At 75.3% G+C, this 22,278-nt stretch carries 22 protein-coding genes; 7 read left to right on the forward strand and 15 right to left on the reverse strand.

Annotation, left to right across the window (positions count from 1 at the left end):
• Positions 1–69: 69 nt before the first annotated feature.
• On the forward strand, positions 70–864 hold the full coding sequence (locus tag O2W20_RS11160; RefSeq protein ID WP_269172553.1) for a methyltransferase domain-containing protein: 795 nt from the start codon (positions 70–72) through the stop codon (positions 862–864).
• 16 nt (positions 865–880) lie between these two features.
• Here the strand turns inward: O2W20_RS11160 and O2W20_RS11165 are convergent, their stop codons facing one another.
• The 3 genes from O2W20_RS11165 to O2W20_RS11175 form a co-directional block, all read right to left on the reverse strand.
• On the reverse strand, positions 881–2,128 hold the full coding sequence (locus O2W20_RS11165; RefSeq protein ID WP_269172552.1) for an MFS transporter: 1,248 nt from the start codon (positions 2,126–2,128) through the stop codon (positions 881–883).
• 57 nt (positions 2,129–2,185) lie between these two features.
• Positions 2,186–3,277 carry an FUSC family protein gene (locus O2W20_RS11170; protein WP_269172551.1) on the reverse strand — a complete coding sequence of 364 codons (1,092 nt, stop codon included), beginning with the start codon at positions 3,275–3,277 and terminating at the stop codon, positions 2,186–2,188.
• 120 nt (positions 3,278–3,397) lie between these two features.
• On the reverse strand, positions 3,398–4,156 hold the full coding sequence (locus tag O2W20_RS11175; RefSeq protein WP_269172550.1) for a MerR family transcriptional regulator: 759 nt from the start codon (positions 4,154–4,156) through the stop codon (positions 3,398–3,400).
• Positions 4,157–4,290: 134 nt separating this feature from the next.
• Here O2W20_RS11175 and O2W20_RS11180 point away from each other — a divergent pair, with 134 nt between their 5' ends.
• Positions 4,291–5,190, forward strand: coding sequence for a haloalkane dehalogenase (locus O2W20_RS11180; protein WP_269172549.1), 900 nt, complete (start codon positions 4,291–4,293; stop codon positions 5,188–5,190).
• A 54-nt stretch (positions 5,191–5,244) separates the two neighbouring features.
• Here O2W20_RS11180 and O2W20_RS11185 read toward each other — a convergent pair whose 3' ends face one another.
• Positions 5,245–5,832 carry a GGDEF domain-containing protein gene (locus O2W20_RS11185; protein WP_269172548.1) on the reverse strand — a complete coding sequence of 196 codons (588 nt, stop codon included), beginning with the start codon at positions 5,830–5,832 and terminating at the stop codon, positions 5,245–5,247.
• 142 nt (positions 5,833–5,974) lie between these two features.
• Between O2W20_RS11185 and O2W20_RS11190 the strand changes: the two genes are divergently transcribed.
• Entirely contained in the window at positions 5,975–6,184 is a 210-nt protein-coding gene (locus O2W20_RS11190) for a hypothetical protein (protein ID WP_269172547.1), read from the forward strand.
• A 10-nt stretch (positions 6,185–6,194) separates the two neighbouring features.
• Here O2W20_RS11190 and O2W20_RS11195 read toward each other — a convergent pair whose 3' ends face one another.
• The 4 genes from O2W20_RS11195 to O2W20_RS11210 form a co-directional block, all read right to left on the reverse strand.
• Positions 6,195–6,794, reverse strand: coding sequence for a TMEM165/GDT1 family protein (locus O2W20_RS11195; protein WP_269172546.1), 600 nt, complete (start codon positions 6,792–6,794; stop codon positions 6,195–6,197).
• Positions 6,795–6,958: 164 nt separating this feature from the next.
• Positions 6,959–8,161 carry a nickel pincer cofactor biosynthesis protein LarC gene (gene larC, locus O2W20_RS11200; protein ID WP_269172545.1) on the reverse strand — a complete coding sequence of 401 codons (1,203 nt, stop codon included), beginning with the start codon at positions 8,159–8,161 and terminating at the stop codon, positions 6,959–6,961.
• A gap of 80 nt (positions 8,162–8,241) precedes the next feature.
• Positions 8,242–11,007 carry a diguanylate cyclase domain-containing protein gene (locus O2W20_RS11205; protein WP_269172544.1) on the reverse strand — a complete coding sequence of 922 codons (2,766 nt, stop codon included), beginning with the start codon at positions 11,005–11,007 and terminating at the stop codon, positions 8,242–8,244.
• 95 nt (positions 11,008–11,102) lie between these two features.
• Positions 11,103–12,881 carry a GGDEF domain-containing protein gene (locus tag O2W20_RS11210; RefSeq protein WP_269172543.1) on the reverse strand — a complete coding sequence of 593 codons (1,779 nt, stop codon included), beginning with the start codon at positions 12,879–12,881 and terminating at the stop codon, positions 11,103–11,105.
• 125 nt (positions 12,882–13,006) lie between these two features.
• Here O2W20_RS11210 and pheA point away from each other — a divergent pair, with 125 nt between their 5' ends.
• The 4 genes from pheA (at position 13,007) to O2W20_RS11230 (ending at position 16,443) form a co-directional block, all read left to right on the forward strand.
• Positions 13,007–13,960 carry a prephenate dehydratase gene (gene pheA / locus O2W20_RS11215; protein WP_269172542.1) on the forward strand — a complete coding sequence of 318 codons (954 nt, stop codon included), beginning with the start codon at positions 13,007–13,009 and terminating at the stop codon, positions 13,958–13,960.
• Between the two features lie 143 nt (positions 13,961–14,103).
• On the forward strand, positions 14,104–15,132 hold the full coding sequence (locus O2W20_RS11220) for an NAD(P)-dependent alcohol dehydrogenase (protein ID WP_269172541.1): 1,029 nt from the start codon (positions 14,104–14,106) through the stop codon (positions 15,130–15,132).
• On the forward strand, positions 15,129–15,956 hold the full coding sequence (locus tag O2W20_RS11225; protein WP_269172540.1) for an SDR family NAD(P)-dependent oxidoreductase: 828 nt from the start codon (positions 15,129–15,131) through the stop codon (positions 15,954–15,956). Before O2W20_RS11220 ends, O2W20_RS11225 begins: the two co-directional genes overlap by 4 nt.
• A 10-nt stretch (positions 15,957–15,966) precedes the next feature.
• Positions 15,967–16,443, forward strand: coding sequence for a MerR family transcriptional regulator (locus O2W20_RS11230; protein ID WP_269172539.1), 477 nt, complete (start codon positions 15,967–15,969; stop codon positions 16,441–16,443).
• Here the strand turns inward: O2W20_RS11230 and O2W20_RS11235 are convergent.
• The 7 genes from O2W20_RS11235 to O2W20_RS11265 form a co-directional block, all read right to left on the reverse strand.
• Complete coding sequence (locus tag O2W20_RS11235) at positions 16,440–16,775, reverse strand: GroES family chaperonin (RefSeq protein WP_269172538.1); 336 nt, start codon at positions 16,773–16,775, stop codon at positions 16,440–16,442. The genes O2W20_RS11230 and O2W20_RS11235 overlap by 4 nt on opposite strands.
• Positions 16,776–16,798: 23 nt before the next feature.
• Positions 16,799–17,146: a metallopeptidase family protein gene (locus tag O2W20_RS11240; protein WP_269172537.1), complete on the reverse strand. Its 348-nt coding sequence runs from the start codon at positions 17,144–17,146 to the stop codon at positions 16,799–16,801.
• Positions 17,147–17,156: 10 nt separating this feature from the next.
• Positions 17,157–18,590, reverse strand: a complete 1,434-nt coding sequence (locus O2W20_RS11245) for a GuaB1 family IMP dehydrogenase-related protein (RefSeq protein ID WP_269172536.1) — start codon at positions 18,588–18,590, stop codon at positions 17,157–17,159.
• A 30-nt stretch (positions 18,591–18,620) separates the two neighbouring features.
• Positions 18,621–19,130 carry a DUF6328 family protein gene (locus O2W20_RS11250; RefSeq protein ID WP_269172535.1) on the reverse strand — a complete coding sequence of 170 codons (510 nt, stop codon included), beginning with the start codon at positions 19,128–19,130 and terminating at the stop codon, positions 18,621–18,623.
• Positions 19,131–19,249: 119 nt separating this feature from the next.
• Positions 19,250–20,725 (reverse strand): glycosyltransferase family 2 protein, encoded by a 1,476-nt coding sequence (locus O2W20_RS11255; protein WP_269172534.1) that lies wholly within the window; start codon positions 20,723–20,725, stop codon positions 19,250–19,252.
• Positions 20,722–21,801, reverse strand: coding sequence for a HEAT repeat domain-containing protein (locus O2W20_RS11260; RefSeq protein ID WP_269172533.1), 1,080 nt, complete (start codon positions 21,799–21,801; stop codon positions 20,722–20,724). The genes O2W20_RS11255 and O2W20_RS11260 overlap by 4 nt, the downstream gene beginning before the upstream one ends.
• Positions 21,798–22,184 (reverse strand): response regulator transcription factor, encoded by a 387-nt coding sequence (locus O2W20_RS11265; RefSeq protein WP_269172532.1) that lies wholly within the window; start codon positions 22,182–22,184, stop codon positions 21,798–21,800. Before O2W20_RS11265 ends, O2W20_RS11260 begins: the two co-directional genes overlap by 4 nt.
• Between the last annotated feature and the right edge of the window lie 94 nt (positions 22,185–22,278).

Raw genomic sequence — 22,278 nt, forward strand, 5'->3', positions numbered from 1 at the left:
TCACCCCGATCCTGCCCACCCAGCGGGAACGGTGTTCCACTCTCTGGTCCGACGGTGCAGGGTGACGGGGTGGACACGTACACGCACGGGCACGCCGAGCCGGTCCTGCAGGCCCACCGGTGGCGGACGGCGGAGAACTCCGCGGGGTACCTGCTGCCCTGGCTGCGCCCGGGGCTCGACGTCCTCGACGTGGGCTGCGGCCCGGGCACGATCACCGTCGACCTCGCGGCCCGGGTGGCGCCGGGGCGGGTGATCGGGCTCGACGTGTCGCCCGCGCCGCTCGCGGAGGCCCGGGCGCTGGCCGAGCGGGCCGGCGTGGCGGTGGAGTTCGGGGTGGGCGACGGCTACGCGCTGGCCGCCACCGACGACTCCTTCGACGTCGTGCACGCCCACCAGGTGCTCCAGCACCTGACCGACCCGGTCGCCGCGCTGCGCGAGATGGGCCGGGTCTGCCGGCCCGGTGGCCTGATCGCCGTCCGCGACGTCGACTACGCCGCCACCACCTGGTTCCCGGCGTCCGCGGGGCTGGACCGCTGGCTGGACCTCTACCAGCGGGTGGCCCGGGCCAACGGGGCCGAGCCGGACGCCGGCCGGCGGCTCCGGTCCTGGGCGCACGCCGCCGGGCTGCGGGACACCGTGGCCACCACGTCGGCCTGGTGCTTCGCGACCCCGGACGAGCGGGCCTGGTGGGGGCGGTCCTGGGCCGGGCGGGCGACCGCCTCGGCCTTCGCCGAGCAGGCCGTGGGCGCCGGGCTCGCGACCCCGGGCGAGCTGGAGACGATCGCGGCGGCCTGGCTGCAGTGGGCCGAGGCCGACGACGGCTGGCTGGGCATGCTGCACGGGGAGCTGATCATCCGGGTGTGACACCGCTCGGCACGGGTCAGATCGGCGCGGGCACCGGCTGTTCGTCGGCGTGGGCGATGTGCCGCAGCGAGCGCCAGATGAGCACGACGAACACGGCCGACCCGGCGAAGGCGAACCAGAACGGGGCGGTCACGCCAAAGTGCTGGGCGAGCACCCCGCCGATGCCCGAGCCGACCACCAGCCCGCCGTAGACGCCCACCACGTTGACGCTGCCCACCCGGCCCTGCAGCGCCGCCGGCACCGCCCGCTGCCGGACGGCGACCGACGTCGTCCCCCAGACGAAGGCGTGCGCCCCGAACACGAAGAAGACCGGCAGGGCGACCCACGCACTCGTGGTCAGGGCCAGCGCCAGGTGGGTCAGCGTCTCCACGATCAGGCCGATCCGCATCAGGTCGCCCAGGCTGACCCGGCGGGTGATCCAGCCGTACGTCAGGCCGCCGACGATGCCCCCGACCGCGCCCACGGTGGTCACCAGCCCGAAGCCGATCTCGCCCAGCCCGATCCGCTCGGTGGCGTAGAGCACCAGCACCGACCAGGCGGCGCCGAAGGTGACGTTGAAGATCGCGATGGTCAGCACCAGGGTGCGGACGGCGGCGTGGTGCCGCGCCCAGCGCAGTCCCTCGGCGATGTCGTGCCGCATCGCCGTCCGCCGGCCCGCGACCCGCTCCCGGGGAGGCAGCAGCACCCGGGTGACCAGCACCGCCCCGAGGGCCACCAGCACCGCCTGCACGCCCAGCGCCCACGCCGCACCGACGGTGAACAGCGCGGCGCCCAACGGTGGGCCGGCGAGCTGGTTCACCGTGATGAACCCGGTCTGCAGCCGCCCGTTGGCGACTGCCAGGTCCTCCCGGGCCACCAGCATCGGCACCAGCGTCTGCGAGCTGTTGTCGGCGAACACCTCGGCCGTGGCGAGCAGGAACAGCGCCGCCAGCACCGCGGCGATGGACACCCGGTCGGTCGCCACCGCCAGGGTCAGCACGGTGAGGACGACGGCGCGGGCGAGGTCGACGGTCAGCACGATCAGCCGCCGGTCCAGCCGGTCGGTCAGCGCTCCGGCGACGAGGCCGAACAGCAGCGGCGGCAGCCACTGCACCGTCGCGGCCAGCGCCACCAGGAAGGCGTCCCGGGTGAGCGAGGCGACCAGCAGGGGCCCGGCGGCCAGGGCGACCCCGTCCCCGAGGTTCGTCGTCCAGGACGAGGCCAGCAGCCAGCGGAAGCTGGTGCCGAGCCGCGCCGGGACCAGGACCTGACCGATGCGGCTCACGAACGCCAGACCTTAGCCGTGCTCAGGGACGGCGTCGTCCGGTTTCCGTTCCTGGCGTCAGGCAGGGGCGGGGAAGCGCACGTGCGCCTCGAGCGTCTGCAGCGACCGGTGCATCCCGACGGTGACCGCGCCGAGGGCGAAGAAGCCCTCGTCGTCGGCGATCTCGGAGCTGCGCAGCAGCGCGGTCAGCCGGTTCGACGCCGACACCGCGGTGGCGATCGCGGCGTCCCGGTCGTCGGGCTGGTCCTCGGCGGCGTGGAAGGGCAGCCGGACCACGCCGGCCAGGCCCTCCAGTGCGTCGGCGAGGACCCAGCCGGTGCCGTCGTCCACCCGGTCCAGCCCGCGCCGGTGCGGCTGGAACTCCACGACGAGCGTGGTGAGGTCGTCGACCAGGACGGCGACGCGGTCGAGCGCGCGGGACTGCGCCCGGATGCTGCCGGCCGTGCCCTGCCACCGGTTCGCCCGCGGGTTCGCCCGCCGGGCCCGCTCGACCTGCGTCTCGGCCCGGCGCATCTGGTCCAGGGCGGCGTCCAGCGCCTCGCCCTGCTCCTCCCACTCGTGCGGGGCCGGGAGCTGGCCGTTGCGCAGCGCCACGGCGATCGTCTCCAGGTGGGCGGCCAGCGTCTCCCGGGTCCGGGCGATCCGTTCGACGGCGGTGGTCAGCTGCAGCGGCGGGAACAGCGCCGTCGTCACCAGGACGCCGATCACCGCGCCCAGCAGGGTGAGCCCCGCGTAGCGGACGGCGTACTCGGCCGGGTCCGACGTCCCGACCGTCAGCATCAGGACGGCGGCGAAGCTGACCCAGTTGGCCTGTTCGCGGAACAGTGACCGCCACTGCTCGACCACGATCGCCAGGGCGACGATCAGCGCGATGGTCAGCGCGTTCGGCACCGCCCGGGTGACCTCGTAGACCACGACGGCCAAGGCGAAGCCCACCAGGATGGCGGCGAGGCTGCGCCACGCCGCCGACGCGGAGTCGGCGATCGTCGGGCTGACCGCGATGACCGCACCCAGCGGCGCGTAGTAGGCGTACTCCGACAGCATCGGCGGCAGCAGCAACGCCACCTGCCACGACAGCCCGGCCGCCAGCGCCGCCCGGACCATCCGCTGCACCCAGGGCTGCTGTAGTCGCCCGATCACCCAACCCACCCGACCAGGATGCGGCCCACCGTCCGGCCGACCGCGCTGGGGGGACGTGACGTCCCTCGCCCGAGGGGCTGTCCCTCACCCGAGGGGCCGAAGTCGCGACTTCGGCCCCTCCGGGCGAGTTCAGCCCTGGCGGGCGGCGTTGGTCTGGACGGCGGTGCTCACGTACTGCGCCAGACCCGGCGCGATCCGCTCGTAGTACGCGGTGAACCGCTCGTCCTCGACGTACATCCGGCCCAACCCGGTGTGCACCTCCGGCGAGCAGTCGTAGAAGTGCCGGCTGATCTGCTGCCGGTGCTCCTCGGCCAGGTCCATCGCCGCGGTGGAGTCGGCCGGCACACCGGCGGCCAGTGCGGCGGCGAACCGGCGCTCGACGTCGTCGGACTCGGCCTTGACCCGCAGCCAGTCCTCCTTGCTCATCGCCGCCGTCCGGCGCTGGGACTGTGCCCAGGCGTCGGTGTCGCCCCACTTCTCCTCGGCCTCCGCTGCGTACTCCTCCGGGAGCCAGTCGCCGAACACCTCGAACCGTTCCTCCGGGGTCAGGGAGATCCCCATCTGCCGTGCCTCCATCTCCTTCTCCACGGCCGCGACCATCGCCTGCGTGCGATCGAGCCGGTCCCGCAGCAGCCGGTGCTGCCGGCGCAGGTGCACCGCGGGGTCGGCGTCGGGGTCGTCCAGCAGGGTCGCGACCTCGTCGAGGGGGAACCCGAGCTCGCGGTAGAACAGCACCTGCTGAAGCCGGTCCAGGTCGTGGACGTCGTAGCTGCGGTAGCCCGCCGACGTCCGCTCGCTGGGCTGCAGCAGCCCGATCCGGTCGTAGTGGTGCAGCGTGCGCACCGTGACCCCGGCCAGCCGGGCCAGCTCACCCACCGTCCAGCTCATCGCCCCTCCTCTCTCGGTGACAGAGACGACGCAACAGCCTGACGTCGCGTCAGGCGCAACCCCCGAACCACCAAAATGGCCATTTTGGTGGTCGGGGTGGTTCGGGCGGGGGGACGGCGGGGAGACCCCAGGGCATGGCCGACGACGTCCGCACGCCCCTGTCCGCCGACGACCCGTTCCCGCGCTCGCGGGTGCAGGTCGCCGACCAGGAGATGGCCTACGTCGACGTGGGGGAGGGCGACCCGATCGTCTTCCTGCACGGCAACCCGACGTCGTCCTACCTGTGGCGCAACGTCATCCCGCACGTGCGGCAGCTGGGCCGCTGCCTCGCCCCCGACCTGATCGGCATGGGGGAGTCGAGCAAGCTGGCCGACCCCGGGCCGGGCAGCTACTCCTTCGACCGGCACGCGCAGTTCCTGGCCGAGTTCCTGGACACCGTCGGCGCCACCGAGCGGGTCACCCTGGTGCTGCACGACTGGGGCTCGGGGCTGGGCTTCGACTGGGCCGCCCAGCACCCCGACGCCGTGCGCGGGATCGCCTTCATGGAGGCGATCGTCACCCCGATGCTCTGGGCGGACTGGCCGCGGGCGGCGAAGCCGGTCTTCCAGGCGATGCGCGGGGCGGACGGCGAGCGGAAGGTGCTCGACCAGAACGTGTTCGTGGAGAAGATCCTCGCCGCCGAGGTGCGGCGCGGGCTGTCCGCGGAGGCGCACGACCGGTACCGGGCGCCGTTCCGCGAGCGGGCCGACCGCTGGCCGACGCTGGAGTGGCCGCGGCAGCTCCCGATCGAGCACGTGCCGCCGGGGGTGCACGACGTCGTCGACCGCTACGGCCAGTGGCTGGCGCACAGCGACGTGCCCAAGCTGTTCGTCAACACCGAGCCGGGGTCGATCCTGGTCGGCCGCCAGCGCGAGAAGGTCCGGCGGTGGCCGGCGCTGACCGAGGTCACCGTGCCGGGTGGGCACTTCGTGCCCGAGGACTCACCGGACGAGATCGGCCGCGCGCTGGCGGAGTGGATCCCGACGCTGCGCTGACCGACGCAGCGCTGACCGACGCAGCGCTGACCGACGCAGCGCTGACCGGGCCGTTCAGTCGTCCGAGCCGGTGCCCTGGCGGTCGTGCTGGATCGAGGTCATGGCCTCGTTGGCCGAGGCGACCAGCGACTCCGGCGTCGAGGCCCGGCCGGAGAGCGCCACCCCGACGCTGAGCCGCACGTGGTGCTCGACGCCCGGCCCCGGCCGCAGCGGCGCGTCGAACGCGGCCGCGACGCGCAGCGCGATGCCCTGCGCGTCCTCGGCGGTCTGGAGGCCGGGGCACAGCAGCACGAAGGTCTGGGCGCTGATCCGGGCGACGACGTCCCCCTGCCGCACGGCGCCGACCAGCCGGCCGGCCGCCTCGGCGCGGGCGGCGTCGGCGACGGCGGAGCCGTGGGTGTCCGCCAGGACGGCGAGGCCGTCGAGGTCGCAGGAGAGGACGGCGAGCCGGCCGGTGGTCGTGCCGGCGGCGGCCAGGGCGAGCTCCAGCCGGTCGATCAGCAGGCTGCGCACCGGCAGGCCGGTGAGCGGGTCCGCCACGGTCCGCTGCCGCAGCCGCTGCGCGAACTGGCGCTGGGCGGCGACGACCGCCGCCGTCTGCACCAGCACGTCCTGCGACTCCTCGAGCCTGATCGTCTGCATGACCTCTCCCTGCTCCGGTCCCGGCGCGCGCCGGGCGTGCAGGAGGAGTCGACGTGATCCCGACGGCGCTTGACCGTCCCGGCCGGGGTCTGCCCCCTCCGGGTGCGCCGCGGGGAGCGCCCGGCGGTTCTAGGCTGCCGGCATGGGCGAGGTGCTGCTGCTGGTGGTCATCGGGGTGCTGCTGCTCGCGCTCGTCGGCCTGGGGGTCCGGGCCACCGGTCGCGGGAGCGGGGCCGGGCGCAATGGCAACGACCCCGCGCGCCCCGACGACCCGGCTGACCCGGACGCCCGCGGCGCCGTCAACCGGAGCAGCTGGATGCTCGGCGGCGGTGGGGGAGGGGGCGGCGGCTGACCGGCGGGGCTCAGCCGGTCAGGGCCCGGACGGTCTCCACCACCGCGATGACGGCGAACACCAGGAACAGGCCGGCGGCGATCCGGTGCAGCAGCGCCACCGGGAGACGGTCGGCGAGCTTGCGGCCCAGGAACGCGGCCAGCCCGGAGATCACCAGCAGCGCCGCCCACGCCCCGACGAAGACCGACAGCGGCTCCTCGTAGCGGGCGGCCAGCCCGGCGGTGGCCAGCTGGGAGAGGTCACCCCACTCGGCGGCGAACAGCACGCCGAAGGAGATCGCCGCCGCGCGCACGAACGAGGTCTGTTCCCGTGTCTGGACGGTGGCGGCGTCCTCGTCGCCGCCCTTGCGGGACTCCCGCCACAGCAGCACCGCGCCGGTCAGGAAGAGCACCGCGACCACGGCGCTGACCACCGCCTCGGGCAACAGGGAGAGCAGGCTGCCGGCGGTCACCGCGATCGCCACCTGCAGGCCGAAGGCCAGGCCGACGCCGACGAACACCGGCAGCGGCGGGAAGCGGGTGGCCAGCACCAGGGTGGCGAACAGCGTCTTGTCGGGCAGCTCGACGGGGAGGATCAGCACGAAGGCGGCCAGGACGACGGACAGGACCACGAGTTCTCTCTCTGCTCGCGCCGACCGGCGGGGCTGAGGGGCGCCTCCGTCCGGCAGCGCACCGATGGGTGGACTGCGGGCGGAAGGTCTCGCCCACCCGCGGCGACGCGGGCCCGCTGACCGGGCGCGCGAGCGCGCCAGCATGTCGACCAGCGGTCGGGGGGCTACTCCCCTTCTCGGTCCAGGAGCGTAGCCGACGCCCCCGGGTGGACCCGGTGTGCGGCTGCGGTCGCCGCCCGCAGCACCTCTTTGGCCGGCAGGCCGAGGGAGCGGGCCAGGGCGGCCACGTCCTCGAACTCCACGCTCACGTTCACGACGCGGCCGTCGAGGCGCGCGACCTTGACGCCCACCGAGCCGCCGAGGACCGCGACGCTGTGCTCGGTCCGCTGCAGCGCGACCTTCTGCACCGGCTGCACGCGCAGCCCGATGGTCGAGGTTGCGGCCACGACGACGTCCTGCACCGAGGCGCGCACCGAGGGCGGGCACAGCACCGACAGGGTGTGCGCCGGGCGGCCCTTCTTCATCAGGATGGGGGTGAGCCAGGCGTCCGAGGCGCCGGCGGCCAGCAGGTCGGCGAGGACCCCGGGCCACAGCCGGGGGTCCAGGTCGTCGACGTTGGTCTCCAGCAGCAGCCCGGTGGCCGGCTCGTCCACCGGCTCGCCGAGCACCAGCCGCACCAGGTTGGGCAGCTGCTCCGGATCCCGGCCACCGGCGCCCGAGCCGACCCGGGCGACCCGCATCGGCGGCAGCGTCGTCCACTCCTGGACGTGCGCCGCGACCAGCGCCGCGCCCGTCGGGGTGCACGTCTCGGCCGGCACCGGCCCGGCGACCACCGGCACCCCGCGCAGCAGCTCCAGGACGGCGGGACCGGGCACCGGTACCACGCCGTGCGCCCCGCGGGCCGACCCGCTGCCCAGCGCGACCGGGGAGGCGCTCAGCCGCTCCAGCCCGAGGTGGGCGAACCCGGCGACCACACCCACCACGTCGGCCAGCGCGTCCAGCGCGCCGACCTCGTGGAAGTGCACCTCGTCGGCGGGGACCCGGTGCACCCGGCCCTCGGCGACCGCCAGCCGCTCGAAGACGGCCCGGGCACCGTCCCGGACCGCGGGGGGCAGCGCGGCGTGGGCCAGGACCGACCGGACGTCGGCCCAGGTGCGGTGGACGTCGCTGGCCGGGGCGTGCACGTGCACCCGGGTGGCGCCCAGCCCGTGCCGGCTCGTCGCCTCGGCGGTCAGCCTGACCCGCTCGACCGGCAGCGCAGCCACGGCCGAGGCGAGCACCTCCAACGGCACCCCGGCGTCGACCAGCGCCCCGAGCAGCATGTCCCCGGAGGCGCCCGCGGCGAGGTCCAGCCACCCGATGGTCACGCGCCGATCATGACCTGACCGAGTCGATCATCGGCACGTGGTCGCCCGACACGCCGGGCAGGGCAGCCGGACGCCGACGATCAACTCGGTGGGAGGGCGGCCGTCCTCCGGGCGATGCGGGCGGCGAACACGCCGGCGGACCAGCCGTTGTCGATGTTGCTGACCACGACGCCGGGTGCGGCGGAGTTGAGCATGGTGAGCAGCGCGCTGAACCCGCCGAAGGAGCTGGCGCCCTGGCCGGCCGACGTCGGGACGGCGACCACCGGCACCTCGGTCAGCCCGCTCACCACGCTGGCCAGCGCAGCGTCCAGGCCCGCCACCACGACGAGGCAGTCGACGTCGGTGAGCAGCGACCGGTCGGTCAGCAGCGGGTGGATCCGGCTGCCGCCGACGTCGTCGACCCGCACCACCTCGGTGCCGGTGACCCGGGCGACGAAGGCCGCCTCGGCGGCGATCGGGGTGTCGCCGCTGCTGGCGCAGAGCACGCCGACCCGGCCGACCGGCTCGGGCACCGGGCCGACCGCGGCGGACATCGCCGCGGCGTCCATCGTCGTGTAGGCGTCGTGCTCGGTGGCCAGCGCGACGAGGGTGTCGGCGCTGGCCCGCACCACCACCGCCGGGTGGCCGGGGTGTTCCCGGCGGGCCTCGCGCACCAGGGCGAGCACCTGCTCGGTGCTGCGACCGGTGCCCCAGATGACGTCCGGGCCGGTCGCCAGGACCGGCGCGACGGGGACCGGGGACAGCACCGGCGGCGGCACGGCCGCCGCGGCGGGGGCGGGGCTGGCCACCGGCTCGGCGACCCGGGGCGCTGCCGGGTGGGTCGGGGGGCCGCCGAACAGCTCGTCCAGCGGGCTGGGCAGCCGGGGGGACGGCTGGTCGGCCGGGGCGTCGTCGGCGGCCGGCTCGACCAGCAACGGGGCGAAGCCACCGGTGGCGTCCTCGGCCTGCTCGTGGCGGTCCTCAGGGAGCGGGGAGGTCACCTCACCCACGGTGGACGACGTCGGGACGGCCACCGGCGCCGTGTCCTCCGCGGTCGGGTCGGCCTCGGCCACGGGGGCGTCGATGGCGTCCGGGGCGGTGTCGACGGCCCGCGTCTGGGTGACGCCGGAGAGCCGGACGACCCGGTCCCGCCCGGCCCGCTTGGCGTCGTAGAGGACCCCGTCGGCGGCGGCGAACAGGGTGCGCCGGTCGTCGCCGCGGGCCGCCTGGGCGATGCCGACGCTGATCCGCACCGGCACCTCGACGCCCAGGGCGGACCAGTCGTGCGTGGCGATCGAGCGGCGGATGCGCTCCATCGCCCGCTCGGCCTGCTCGGAGGTGGTGTCCGGCAGCAGGATGACGAACTCGTCACCGGCCCAGCGGCACACCTCGTCGGTGTCCCGGCAGCCGTCGACCAGCAGCTGGCCGACCGCCCGGAGCACGGCGTCGCCGGTCGGGTGCCCGGCGGCGTCGTTGATCGCCTTGAACCGGTCGATGTCGACCACGGCCAGCGCCGGCACCGCCCCCGCCGACAGCAGCCCGTCGAGCCGGGCCTCCGCGTAGCGGCGGTTGGGCAGGTGGGTGAGCGGGTCCTCGTAGGCCTGGCGGCGCAGCTGGCCGGCGGCCCGCTCGGTCTCCAGCAGGCTCTTGCGCCGGCCGAACAGCTCGACCCAGCGGGTGCGCCGCTCGTCGACCCGGTCCAGCTCGTCGGCGAGGTAGGCCTGCAGGTAGGGCAGTGCCCGGGCCGCGTCGTCCAGCTCGGCGTGCAGCGTGCAGAGCTCGCGCAGCGCGGCCCGGCGCAGCCGCGGGAGCCCGTGCTCGGTGGCGGTGGCCAGCGCGGTGGCCAGGTGGTCGTCGGCGGCCCGCGGGTCACCCGAGCGGCGGAGCGCCCGGCCCAGGCCCAGCTCTGCGGAGGCCAGGAGCGCGAGGTCGTCCGCGCCCTTCGCGGCGGAGACGACGCTGCTCAGCAGCGACCGGGCGGCGGCGTGCTCACCCAGGCCGACCAGCGCCCAGCCGTGCACGACCTGGGCGTCCAGCAGCCCGGGGACGCCGGGGTACAGCTGCCCCAGCGCCCGGACGGCGAGGTCGCGGGCCTCGGCGAAGTGCGGGGCCGCGGCGTCGGCGCCGCCGTCGTCGAGCAGCCCCTCGCCGACCTCGGCGCAGAGCGCGGCCAGCCGGGTGGCGGCCTCGGCGGCGAGCGCGTCGACGGCGTCGTCCGCGGAGACCGGGCTGGCCGCGCTGATCGCCTCGGCGGTCAGGTCCGCGGCCCGGCGCTGGTAGTCCAGCGCCAGCGGCATGAGCTCCAGGTCGGCGAGCACGGCGGCCAGCGAGCTCAACGTGTGCACCAGCAGCGGGCTCGGCGGCAGGGCCGGGTCCAGCAGGCTGGCCGACTCGACCGCCTCGTCCATGGCCGCGTCGACCCGGCGGGACAGCAGTTCGATCCGGGCGTGCCGGACCAGCCCGGCGGCCCGCTGCAGGTCGTCGTCCTGGGCGTCGAAGGCCGCGCGCGCCGAGCGGACCAGGGAGATGGCCAGCGCCGCCTGAGTGGCCGACTCCGAGCGGCTGTCGCGGTCCACGGCCTCGTCCGGGTCGTGCTGGTCCAGCGGGCCCTCCTGCTCGGGGCCGCCCTCGACCAGGGGGTCGCCCAGCAGGGAGTAGCCGGCCCGCCGGAGGCGCCGGACCAGCAGCTCGGCGCGGAGGGTGTCCGCCCAGGCGCGGGCGAGCGAGGTGAGCGGCGCCGCCGAGTGGTCGTCGACCGGGGCGGCCGGCAGCTCGCCGTCGATCTCGCGCAGCAACGCCTCGGCCGTGTCCAGCTGCCAGTTCGTGAGCGCTGAGCTCACTTGCTGGTGCAGGAGACCGGGTGGCACCAGGGCACTGTGCCCCGGAGTCGGCGGCGTGTCACGCACCGGCGCGTCGGCCGGCCCCTCCTGCCCCACGGACCTCTCCCGGACCCGCCACGACCTCACGAGGCGACCTCCGCGCCGTCGTCGAAGGCCCAGCCGGGCCGTCGGGGGGTCGTGCCGAGCACCTCCGCCACCAGGTCGTCGACCGAGGCGTCGGCCGGCAGCACGCCGGACCGCGCGGTGGACGCAGAGGGCTGCTGCAGCCCACCGGACGCCCACACCCGGTTGCGGCCGCCCCGCTTGGCGCCGAACAGGTTCAGGTCGGCCCGGTCGAACAGCTCCCGCCAGGTCTGCTGCCCCGGGGCGCCGGCCGGGCCGGTGGTGGCCACGCCGATGCTGACGGTCACCGGTGCGGGCATCTGCAGGTCGCCCCACTCGGCGCAGGCGACGGCGCTGCGCAGTCGTTCCATCGCGACCAGGGCCTGTGCCTCGGTGGTGCTCGGCAGCACGACCACGAACTCGTCACCGGCCCAGCGGAAGACCTCGTCGCCGGTGCGGCTGTGCTGGCGGAGCAGCTCGGCGACCCGGCGCAGCACCGCGTCGCCGTGCAGGTGCGAGTTCTGGTCGTTGACGGCCTTGAAGCCGTCGACGTCCACGACGGCCAGCGACACCGGGTCGCCGTCCAGCGGCAGCTCGGCCAACCGCCGCTCGGCGCTGCGCCGGTTGCCCAGGCCGGTCAGCGCGTCCTCGAGGGCATGCCGGCGGAGCACGGCGGTCTGCCGCTCCGCCTCGCGCAACCGGCTGCGGCGCACGAACATCTCCGCCCAGAGCTCCCGCCCGCGCCGGTGCGCCCGGGTGGTCTCGGCCCGGTAGGCCTCCAACCAGTGCAGCGCCTCGGTCGTCGACCCCATCGCCGCGGTGGTCTGCCCCAGCTCCAGCAGGCACTGGCGGTACCGGCGGCGGTCGTTGACGGCAGCGAAGGCGCCGGAGGCGTCCACCAGCAGGCCGACGGCCTCCTCGCCCGCACCGCGGTCGGCGCCGGGCCGGCCGGCGCACGACCGGCTCAGCAGCCTGGCCAGGACCAGGCCGGTGTACCCGACCAGCCACATCCCGCCGTCCCCGGCGGCCAGGTGGCGGCGCACCCGACGCAGCGGCGGCAGCGCGTCGTCGAGCTGACCGGCCAGGGTCAAGGCCCAGGCCTGGACGACGTCGAGCAGGTCGGCGTCGGCGTCGCTCGGCTCCCAGGGCAGCGCGCGGGCACTGGTCGCACACTCCAGCGCGGCCTGGGCCAGCTGGTGCGAGCGGTCGGACTGGCCGCGCCGGTGCACCGTCTGGGCGAGCTCGGCGTGCTGCTGGGCGCACAGCCGGAGCAGCTGCCACTGGTCGCCGAGGTCGGGGAGGGCGGCAGCGACCCGGGCGCCGCGGAGCGACTGGGCCACGGCGAGCTCCTCGAGGTCCAGCCGGGTCAGCGCGAGGGACAGCCAGTGGTGGGCCTGGTGCAGCGGACGGCTGGGTGGCTCCCCGGACAGCTGGTCGGCGAGCAGGCTGGCGTCCACGGCCAGGTGCATCGCCGCGTCGAACCGGTCGGCGGCCACCTCCAGGTGCGCCAGGTAGGCCAGCGTCAGGGCGTGCTCGGCGGACGGGAGGCACTCCGCGAGCGCGGCCCGGGCCGCCCCCACGGCGTCCGCAGCGCCGTCCAGGTCGTCGTCGAAGAGGGCGGCGCGCGCGGTGAAGGCGGCCGACCACGCGTCCCAGCAGGGCTCGCCGGAGGCGCTCAGGTCGTCCGCGGCCCGGCCGAACTCGTCGGCGAACACCTGGGCGTCCTCGGCGGCGCTGGCGGTCAGCAGCCGCCAGCGGGCGGTCTGCAGCCGCTCGTCGGCGGGGAGCCCTGGGGTCACGCGTCCCTCCACTCAGCTGTCGGGGCACGCGAGGTGCACGTGTCCGGCCGGTGGCGAAGCAGCTCCCCCCGTACCGGTGACCCGACGGGAGTCGGGGTCCGACACGGCCGCACTACCCTCGCCGGATGCCGACTGCACCACGCAGCACAGCCCCGACGGAGTTCGCCTATCTGGGTCCCGAGGGTACCTTCGCCGAGGCCGCGCTCGGCACGGTCACCGGGGCGCTGGGAGTGGTCGGCACCCGACCGGAGGCCAGCGTCGAGGCCGCGCTGACGGCCGTGCGGACGGGGGGGTGCGCAGCCGCCCTGGTGCCGCTGGAGAACTCCGTCGAGGGCTCCGTGCCGGCCACGATGGACGGGCTGGTCGCCGGCGACCCGCTGGTGATCACCCGCGAGGTCTTCCTCCAGGTGGCCTTCGTGCTCGCCGTCCGGCGGGGGAGCACAGCGGCCGACGTGCGCACCGTGGCCAGCCACCCACATGCGCTGGCCCAGTGCCGCAGCCGGCTCGCCGAGGCCCTGCCGGGGGCCGACGTCGTCCCGGCCGCCTCCACGGCCGACGCCGCCCGCCGCGTCGCCGAGGGCGAGTTCGACGCCGCGGTCTGCGCGGCGATCGCCGCCGACCGCTACGGCCTGGACACGCTCGTCCCCGACCTGGCCGACCACCCCGGCGCCGTGACCCGTTTCGTGCTGGTGGAGCCGCCCGGCGCGCTGTCGGCCCCGACGGGGGCGGACAAGACCACGATCTGGGCCGTGGTGCACGACCGCACCGGTGCGCTGCTGGACCTGCTGGCCGAGTTCGCGGTGCGCGGCATCAGCCTGGCCCGCATCGAGTCCCGGCCGACCCGTGAACGGCTCGGCGTCTACTCGTTCTCCATCGACATCGAGGGCCACGTCACCGACCGGCGGGTGGGCGACGCACTGGCCGCGCTGCACCGGATCTGCGCCGAGGTGCGCTTCCTCGGCTCCTACCCCCGGGTCGACGACCAGCCGGGCAAGCCGGTGGAGGAGCGGGTGGGCGACCAGGCCTTCGCCGCAGCGGAGGAGTGGGTGGCCCGGCTCCGCGCCGGGACGGCGGTCTGACCGTCGTCCCGACCCCGTACCCATGATCACAGAGTGTGCCCTCTCGGGCACCCGCTGCACATCCTCTGGGCGGGACCGTCTCGTCACGTGCGCCCGGGGCAGGGCTTGCGCTGGAGTCCACTCCAGCTCCTAGCGTCCCCGGCATGAGAGCAGTCACCGGCCTCGCCGCCCACGGCCCGCACGAGCCGCTGCGGCCGATCGAGTTCACCCGTCGGGAGCTGCGGCCCGACGACGTCGCCGTCCGGGTCACCCACGTCGGCGTCTGCCACAGCGACCTGCACGCCGTCGGGTCACTCGCGGCCGGCGCCCCGCCGCTGGTGCCCGGCCACGAGTTCACCGGCGAGGTGACCGCGGTCGGGGCCGAGGTCACCCGCTTCCGGGTCGGCGACCCGGTCGCCGTGGGCAACATCGTCGACTCGTGCGGGCGGTGCGACAACTGCCTGGCCCACCGCGAGCCCTACTGTCGCGAGTTCCCCGCGACGACCTACGGCGGGCGCGACCTGCACGACGGCAGCCCCACCCAGGGCGCGTACTCGACCGAGTACGTCGTCCGCGACGCCTTCGTCTACGCCCTGCCCGCCGGGCTCGACCCGGCCGCGGTCGCGCCGCTGATGTGCGCCGGGGTCACCACCTGGTCGCCGCTGAACCGCGCGGGCGTCGGGCCGGGCACACAGGTCGGCGTCGTCGGCCTCGGCGGGCTGGGCCACCTGGCGGTCAAGTTCGCCGTCGCACTCGGCGCCCGGGTCACCGTGTTCACCACCTCGGCGGCCAAGGCGGACGCCGCCCGGGCCCTCGGCGCGCACGATGTCGTCCTGTCCACCGACGCCGCGGCGATGGACGCCGTCGCCGGCCGGCTGGACTTCGTGCTGGACACCGCCTCCGCCGCGCACGACCTCGCGCCCTACCTGGGGGCCCTCCGGCTGGACGGGACGCTGTGCGTGCTCGGGCTGCCGGAGCAGTACGTGGTCTCACCGATGAGCCTGCTGGGCCGCACGCTGACCGTCTCCGGCTCCGGGGGCACCGTGGAGACGCAGGAGATGCTCGACTTCTGCGGCGCGCACGGCCTCACCGCCGACGTCGAGGCGCTCCCGCTGGACCAGGTCGACACGGCGTGGGCGCGGCTGGCCCGGGGCGACGTCCGGTACCGCTTCGTGCTGGCGGTGGCCCCGTGAGCCGGGTGGACTGGCGCGGGCAGACGACGCTGGTCACCGGGGCCAGCGCGGGGATCGGTGCGGAGTTCGCCCGCCAGCTGGCCGCCCGGGGCTCGCACCTGGTGCTGGTCGCCCGTCGTGCCGACCGGCTGGCGGGCCTGGCGGCCGAGCTGACCGCGGCCCACGGGGTGACCGCACGCGTCGTCCCGCTCGACCTGGCCCGGCCGGCGGCCGGGCGGGCGCTCGCCGCCGAGGTCGACCGGCAGGGCATCGCGGTCACCAGCGTGGTCAACTGCGCCGGGTTCGGCACGCACGGGCCCTTCGCCGGAGAGGACGCCGACCGGCTGGCCGAGGAGATCGCCGTCGACGTCACCGCCCTGGTCGACGTCAGCCGTGCCTTCATCGACCGGCTGCGGGCAGGCAGCGGCGTGCTGGTCAACGTGGCCAGCATGGCCGCCTACGTGCCGAGCCCGGACATGGCGGTCTACGCGGCCAGCAAGGCGTTCGTGCTCAGCTTCACCGAGGCGCTGTGGCAGGAGTCGCTGGACAGCGGGCTGCGGGTGCTCGCCCTGTCGCCGGGCGCCACCGACACCGAGTTCTTCGACGTCCTGGGGAACGACGCCGCCGACGGCGGCCGGGGCCGGCAGTCGCCGCAGGAGGTGGTGGCCACTGCGTTCCGGGCGCTCGACCGGCGCGACCCGCCGCCCAGCGTGGCGGTCGGCCGGGCCAACCGGGCCTCGGTCCGGGCCGTGCGGCTGCTGACCCGGCGGCGCGCGGTGCTGCTGATGGCCGCGATCACCGGTCGGGCGGCCGAGGACGGGATGGCCCGCCGTGCCGCCGCCTAGCCTGGCGGTCATGACCGCGGTCACCCGGGAGACGTCCCTCGGCATCCGGCAGGTCTCCGAGGAGACCGGCCTGAGCATCGACACGCTGCGCTGGTACGAGCGAGAGGGGCTGCTGCCGCTCGTGGAGCGGAGCGCCGACGGCCGGCGGCGCTACCCGCCGGGGGCGCTGCGGTTCATCCGGCTCGTGCAGGCGCTCCGCCGCACCGGGATGCCGGTGGCCGACGTCCGGCGCTTCGTCACCCTCGGCGGCGGGGAGCTGGCGAACCACCCGGAGCGGATGGCGCTGCTGGAGCAGCAGTGCGCCCAGATCGAGCAGCGGATGGTCGAGCTGCGCGACGACCTGACCGTGGTGCAGGCCAAGATCGCCCAGTACCGGGAGCTGATCGCCCGCGGCGTGGACTGCGAGGACGAGCTGCCCGACGACCTGCTGGCGCAGATCTCCGCCGACCCGCGGCTGCGCGGGGTCGTGCCGGGGTTGCCCGCCTAGAGGTAGAGGCCGGTCGACTCCTCGATCCGCTCGGCGGCGACGGCGTGCACGTCGCGCTCGCGCAGGATGATCAGGTCCTCGCCGTGCACCTCGACCTCGTGCTGGTCCTCCGGGGAGAACAGCACCTGGTCGCCGACCTTGACCTGCCGCACGCTCGGGCCGATGCCCTTGGCCTCGCCCCAGACCAGCCGCTTGGCGACCTGGGCGGTCGCCGGGATGAGGATCCCGCCGCTGGACCGGCGGTCACCGTCCTCCCTGCGGAGGGAGACCAGCAGCCGGTCGTGCAGCATCTTGATCGGCAACCCGCCGGTGTTCGCGTCGTCCTCAGGCACGTCATCGAACGCTACCCGGAGGCTCACCCCCAGCCGAGGGCGTGCAGCTTCTCCTCGTCGATGCCGAAGTGGTGGGCGATCTCGTGGACGACGGTGATCGTGACCTCCTCGGCCACCTGCTCCTCGTCCTCGCAGATGTCGCAGATCGCCTCGCGGTAGACCATGATCCGGTCCGGCAGCGCCCCCGAGTGGTCCCAGCCGCGCTCGGTGAGTGCGTAGCCCTCGTAGATCCCCAGCAGGTCCGGTTCCTCGGGGTTCCGGTCCTCGACCAGCACGACGACGTTGTCCAGCAGCGCCATCAGCTCCTCGGGCACCTCGTCCAGGGCGTCGGCGACGAGCTCCTCGAAGCGGCGGAGCGGGATCGCGTCCATCAGTGCCGGTTCACCAGCTGGTCGGCAGCGGGCGGCCCTCCTCGTAGCCCGCTGCGCTCTGCACACCCAGCACCGCCCGCTCGTGCAGCTCGTCGACCGTGCGGGCGCCGGCGTACGTGCACGACGAGCGGACGCCGGCCACGACCTGGTCGATCAGGTCCTCGACGCCGGGCCGGGCCGGGTCCAGGTACATCCGCGAGGAGCTGATGCCCTCCTCGAACAGCCCGGCGCGGGCCCGGTCGAAACCGCTCTGCGTCGACGTCCGGGCCTTCACCGCCCGGGCCGAGGCCATCCCGAAGCTCTCCTTGTACCGGCGGCCGGCGCCGTCGTCGTAGAGGTCCCCGGCGCTCTCGTAGGTGCCGGCGAACCAGGAGCCGACCATCACGTTCGCCGCGCCGGCGGCCAGCGCCAGCGCGACGTCGCGCGGGTGCCGCACGCCGCCGTCGGCCCAGACGTGCTTGCCGAGCTCGCGGGCGGCGGCGGCGCACTCCTCGACCGCGGAGAACTGCGGGCGGCCGACGCCGGTCATCATCCGGGTGGTGCACATGGCGCCCGGGCCGACGCCGACCTTGACGACGTCCGCCCCGGCCTCGATCAGGTCGCGGGTGCCCTGCGCGGTCACCACGTTGCCGGCGACGACCGGGGTGGAGCCGGCCACGGCGCGCACCGCGGCCACCGCCTCCAGCGCCTTCTCCTGGTGCCCGTGCGCGGTGTCGACGACCAGCACGTCGACCCCGGCGGCGAGCAGGGCGCTGGCCTTGCCGGCGACGTCGCCGTTGATGCCGACCGCCGCGGAGGTGAGCAGGTGGCCGTCCGGCCCGGTGGCCGGGGTGTAGATCGCCGAGCGCAGGGCGCCCTTGCGGGTCACGACGCCGACCAGCCGGTCGCCCTCGACCACCGGTGCCGCGCTCACCCGTTCCCCGGAGAGGACGTCGAAGACCTTGGGCAGGTCGGTGCCGGCCGGGATGGTCAGCGGGTCGCGGGTCATCACCTCGGCCAGCTGGGTGAACCGGTCGACGCCCTGGCACTGGCCGTCGGTGACCACGCCGACCGGGGCGCCGCCCTCGACCACCACGACGATGCCGTGCGCCCGCTTGGTCAGCAGCGACAGCGCCTCGCCCACCGTGGAGGTGGGCAGGAGGGTGATCGGGGTGTCGTAGACCGGGTGCCGGTGCTTGACCCAGGAGACGACCTCGGTGACGACGTCGACCGGGATGTCCTGCGGCAGGACGGCGAGCCCGCCCCGCCGGGCCACCGTCTCGGCCATCCGCCGTCCGGAGATCGCGGTCATGTTGGCGACGACGATCGGGATCGTCGTCCCCACCCGGTCAGGCGTGGTCAGGTCGACCTCCAGCCGGGAGCCGACCGTCGAGTGCGCCGGCACCATGAAGACGTCGGCGTAGGTCAGGTCGTGGGCCGGGCGGGCGTCACCGAGGAACCGCATGGCCCCAGTGTCCCAGGCCGGGTGCCCACCTCAGCGCCCGTCCCGGGCGTCGGCATCACCGCGCCAGCGGCGCAGCAAGGGCAGGCCGAACCAGTTGACGACCAGGATGACGAAGACCGCGGTGGACACCGGCACCGATGCCCACGGGCCGAACAGGACGTCGGTGACCAGGAACACGACCGAGACCAGCGCGACACCGAGCAGCGCCAGTGCGGCCACCATCTGCCTGGTCGCCGTCTTGATGAGCAGCCCCTTGTCGTGCGGCTTCCCTCGGAGCCGGTGATAGGCGCCTTCCGCCAGGAGCAGGACGACGGCCAGTGCCGTCGAGATGAAGGCCAGGAAGAAGACGCCCTGATTCCCTGGGCTCAACCGCGGGAAGCCCGAGGCGAACGGCACGGTGAGCAAGAAGGCCAACAGCACCGTCGCGCCGGGTATCACCACGCGCAGTTCCGACGTCAGCTCGGCGAGTTCCCGGTCCAGCCTCTCTTCATCGGGCTGCTGCGGATCTGGTCGACCATCACGATCGTTCAGCTGCCCCATGCACGGCCGCTACCCCTCCGGTGTGGTCCAGCACGCATCCGTGGAGTGGAGCGGGCATGCACGTGCTGACGACGGACTCGTCCGGATCAGCGCCGCCGGCTGTCCGGTGGGTCACCGCGTCAGGTCCGGACGGCGACGAGCTGGTCACCGGAGACAGGTGCGTCCGGAAGGGGAGTCCCGCCGGCGAAGCCGACCCGGGGCATCGCCGTCCACACCGGTGCCCGGCGGGTGAGGGCGGCGACCAGGCCGCGCAGCCGGAACCAGGCGTGCACCTGGCGGTAGCCCACGTTCTCCAGCACCCCGGCGGCCAGCAGGGCGAGCACGTCCCGGCCCCGGCGGTAGCGGTGGAAGGTGAACTCCTCGACCGCGATCGTGGTCGTCGACAGCAGTGTCCCCAGCGCCAGCGCCAGGCCGACCATCAGCAGCGCCGTGCCCGGGTCGAGCAGGCCCAGGCCCGCCGACAGGGCCACCGAGGCCAGCCCCACGACCTCGACCACCGGGCCGAGCAGCTCGAAGAGCAGGAAGAACGGCAGCGCGACCGTCCCCACGACGCCGTAGCGGGGGTTGCCCATCATCCGGCGGTGCTTCCACAGCAGCTGCCCCAGGCCGTGCGCCCAGCGCGTGCGCTGCCGGCCCAGCACCTGCCACGTCTCGGGCACCTCGGTCCAGCAGACCGGCTCCGGCACGAAGACGACGCGGTGCGGACGGCGCTCGCGGCGGAGCTTCTCCTGCAGGGTGACGACCAGCTCGGCGTCCTCGGCCAGCGACCGCGGGTCCAGGCCGCCGATCTCGATGAGCAGGTCACGCCGGAACAGCCCGAAGGCCCCGGAGATGATCAGCAGCGCGTTGGCGTCGGCCCAGCCGGTGCGCCCCAGCAGGAACGAGCGCAGGTACTCCACGGCCTGGATCCGCACCAGCCAGTTCCGCGACAGCCGCGGCTCGAGCACGGTGCCCCGGTCGGTGAGCGCCCCGTTGGCGGTCCGGATCACGCCACCGGTGGCGACGACCTGGCCCGGGTCCTCCACGAACGGCCGGGCCACCCGGAGCAGGGCGTCGGACTCGAGCAGGGAATCGCCGTCGACCATGCACACCAGCGGGTGCCGGGCCAGGTTGAGGGCGGCGTTGACGGCGTCGGACCGCCGCCCGACGCTGGTCTTGCGGATCACCGTCAGCGGGTCGCCGGTGGTGGCGCGGTGCACGGAGAGGACCTCGCCGTCCACCCGCAGCGCCGCCGTCGGGTGGGGGACCACCTCACGGAGGGCGTACCGGTCGGCCACCAGCTGGAAGGTCCGGTCGGTCGAGCCGTCGTCGACCAGCACCACCTCCAGGGCGGGGTATCGCTGGCCGAGCGCGGCGGCGAGGGTGTCCAGGACGCCGGCCTCCTCGTCGTGCGCGGGCACCAGCACGGAGACGGCCGGGGTCAGCGGGCTGGCGAAGATCTCGTCGTGTCCCTCGGCGCCCTTCCAGCGGCGACCGGCCGCCACCCGCCGGGCACCAGCGAGCACGAGCAGCAGCATCGTGAGGTCGAGGACGACGACGTAGCCGAAGACCGTCCAGTTCAGGGCCAGGACGACGTCGGTGGCCAGCTCTCTCATCGGGACGTCACCGGCCGGCGCCACTGCCGTGCGGTCGCGACCGCGTCGAGCGCGGCCAGCGCGGCCCGGCCCGCCGGGCTGGTGCCGACGGCCAGCACGCGGAGCCGGCCGCGGCCCTCGTCGCCGATGGCGGCCAGCGCGTCGGCGCAGGCCGCGCGCACGCCGGGGTCGGTGGCGTGCAGCCCGGAGACGAGCGGGGTGGTCCCGGCGGGGTCGCCGATCCGGCCGAGGGCCTCGGCGGCGACGCGCTGCAGCGCGGGCACCGGGCCGGTCGCGAGCAGCTGGGTGAGCTCTGCGGTGGCCTGCGGGGAGCCGATCCGGCCCAGCGCAGCGGCGGCCGCCCGCCGCACCTCCGTGGGCTGCCAGCGGTCCCGGAGCAGGGCCAGCAGGCCGGGCGTGGCGAGGGGGTCGCCGTGCACGCCCAGCACCTCGGCGGCCAGCGCCCGGGCGGGTGCGCTGCCCTCGGTGAGGGCGGTGCGCAGCGCGGGCAGGACGGGGGTGCCGAGGTCCAGCAGGGCCATGCCGACGACGCCGACCGGCAGGGCCCGGGGACCGGCCAGGGAGACCAGCAGCGGGGTCACCGACGCCGGGTCACCGGCCTTGCCGAGGGCGCGGGCAGCGGCGCTGCGGACGTCGGCCGACCGGTCGGTCAGGCACGCCGCGAGGGCCGGGGTGTGGTCGGTGGCGGCGGCCGAGCCCAGGAGCGTCGCGGCCCGTCCCCGCCGCCACGCGGCGCGTGCGGTGAGGTCGGCGGCGGCGCGGTCGACGACCCCGCGGGCGGCCAGCACCCGCTGCAGGGCGCGCCGGTCGCTGCCGCGCAGCTGCGGCAGCAGGTCGAGCACGAGCTCGTCGAGGAGGGCGGGGGCGGAGGTGACGTGCGGGCCGGGCGCCGGGTCGTCCCCGTCGTCGTCCAGCAGCGCGTGCACGGTGGGCATCAGCTCGGCCCGGCGCCGCGCGTCGCGGGCCTGGGTGCGGGTCCGCTGCCGGTGCTGGAGCCCGACGGCGAGCAGGAGCACGACGACCAGCCCGGCCAGCACCACGCCCAGCGCCAGGGCGACGCCGGCGACGGTGGTCACACCGGGACGCTGCCCGCCGGCAGGGCGGCGGTGACCCGGCTGACCAGCTCACGGGTGCTGAACGGCTTGGTGACGAAGTCGGTGGCGCCGGCGGCGAAACCGCGCTCCAGGTCGGGCTCCTGCGCCTTGGCGGTCAGCAGCAGGACCGGGGTGCCGGCCAGGGCGGGGTCCGGGTCCTCGCGGACGGCCCGGCAGACCTCCAGCCCGTTCATCCGCGGCATCATCCAGTCGAGCACGACCAGGTCCGGGCGGAGCTCCCGGATCGCGGCCAGGCCCGCCTCGCCGTCGGTCTCGACGGTGATGCGCAGGCCGAGCCGGCTCAGCCGGAAGGCCACGAGGTCGGCGATGACGGGGTCGTCGTCGACGACCAGGACGTGGGTCATGGGGCTCCGATCAGCAGGGGAGGGTGCGTCGCTCCATCGGCAGGTCGGCCGACCGGCTGAAGCCCCACCGCCCGCCTCAAGGAACGGACGCCGC

The organism is Modestobacter sp. VKM Ac-2982 (assembly GCF_026967935.1).
GTDB lineage: Bacteria > Actinomycetota > Actinomycetes > Mycobacteriales > Geodermatophilaceae > Modestobacter.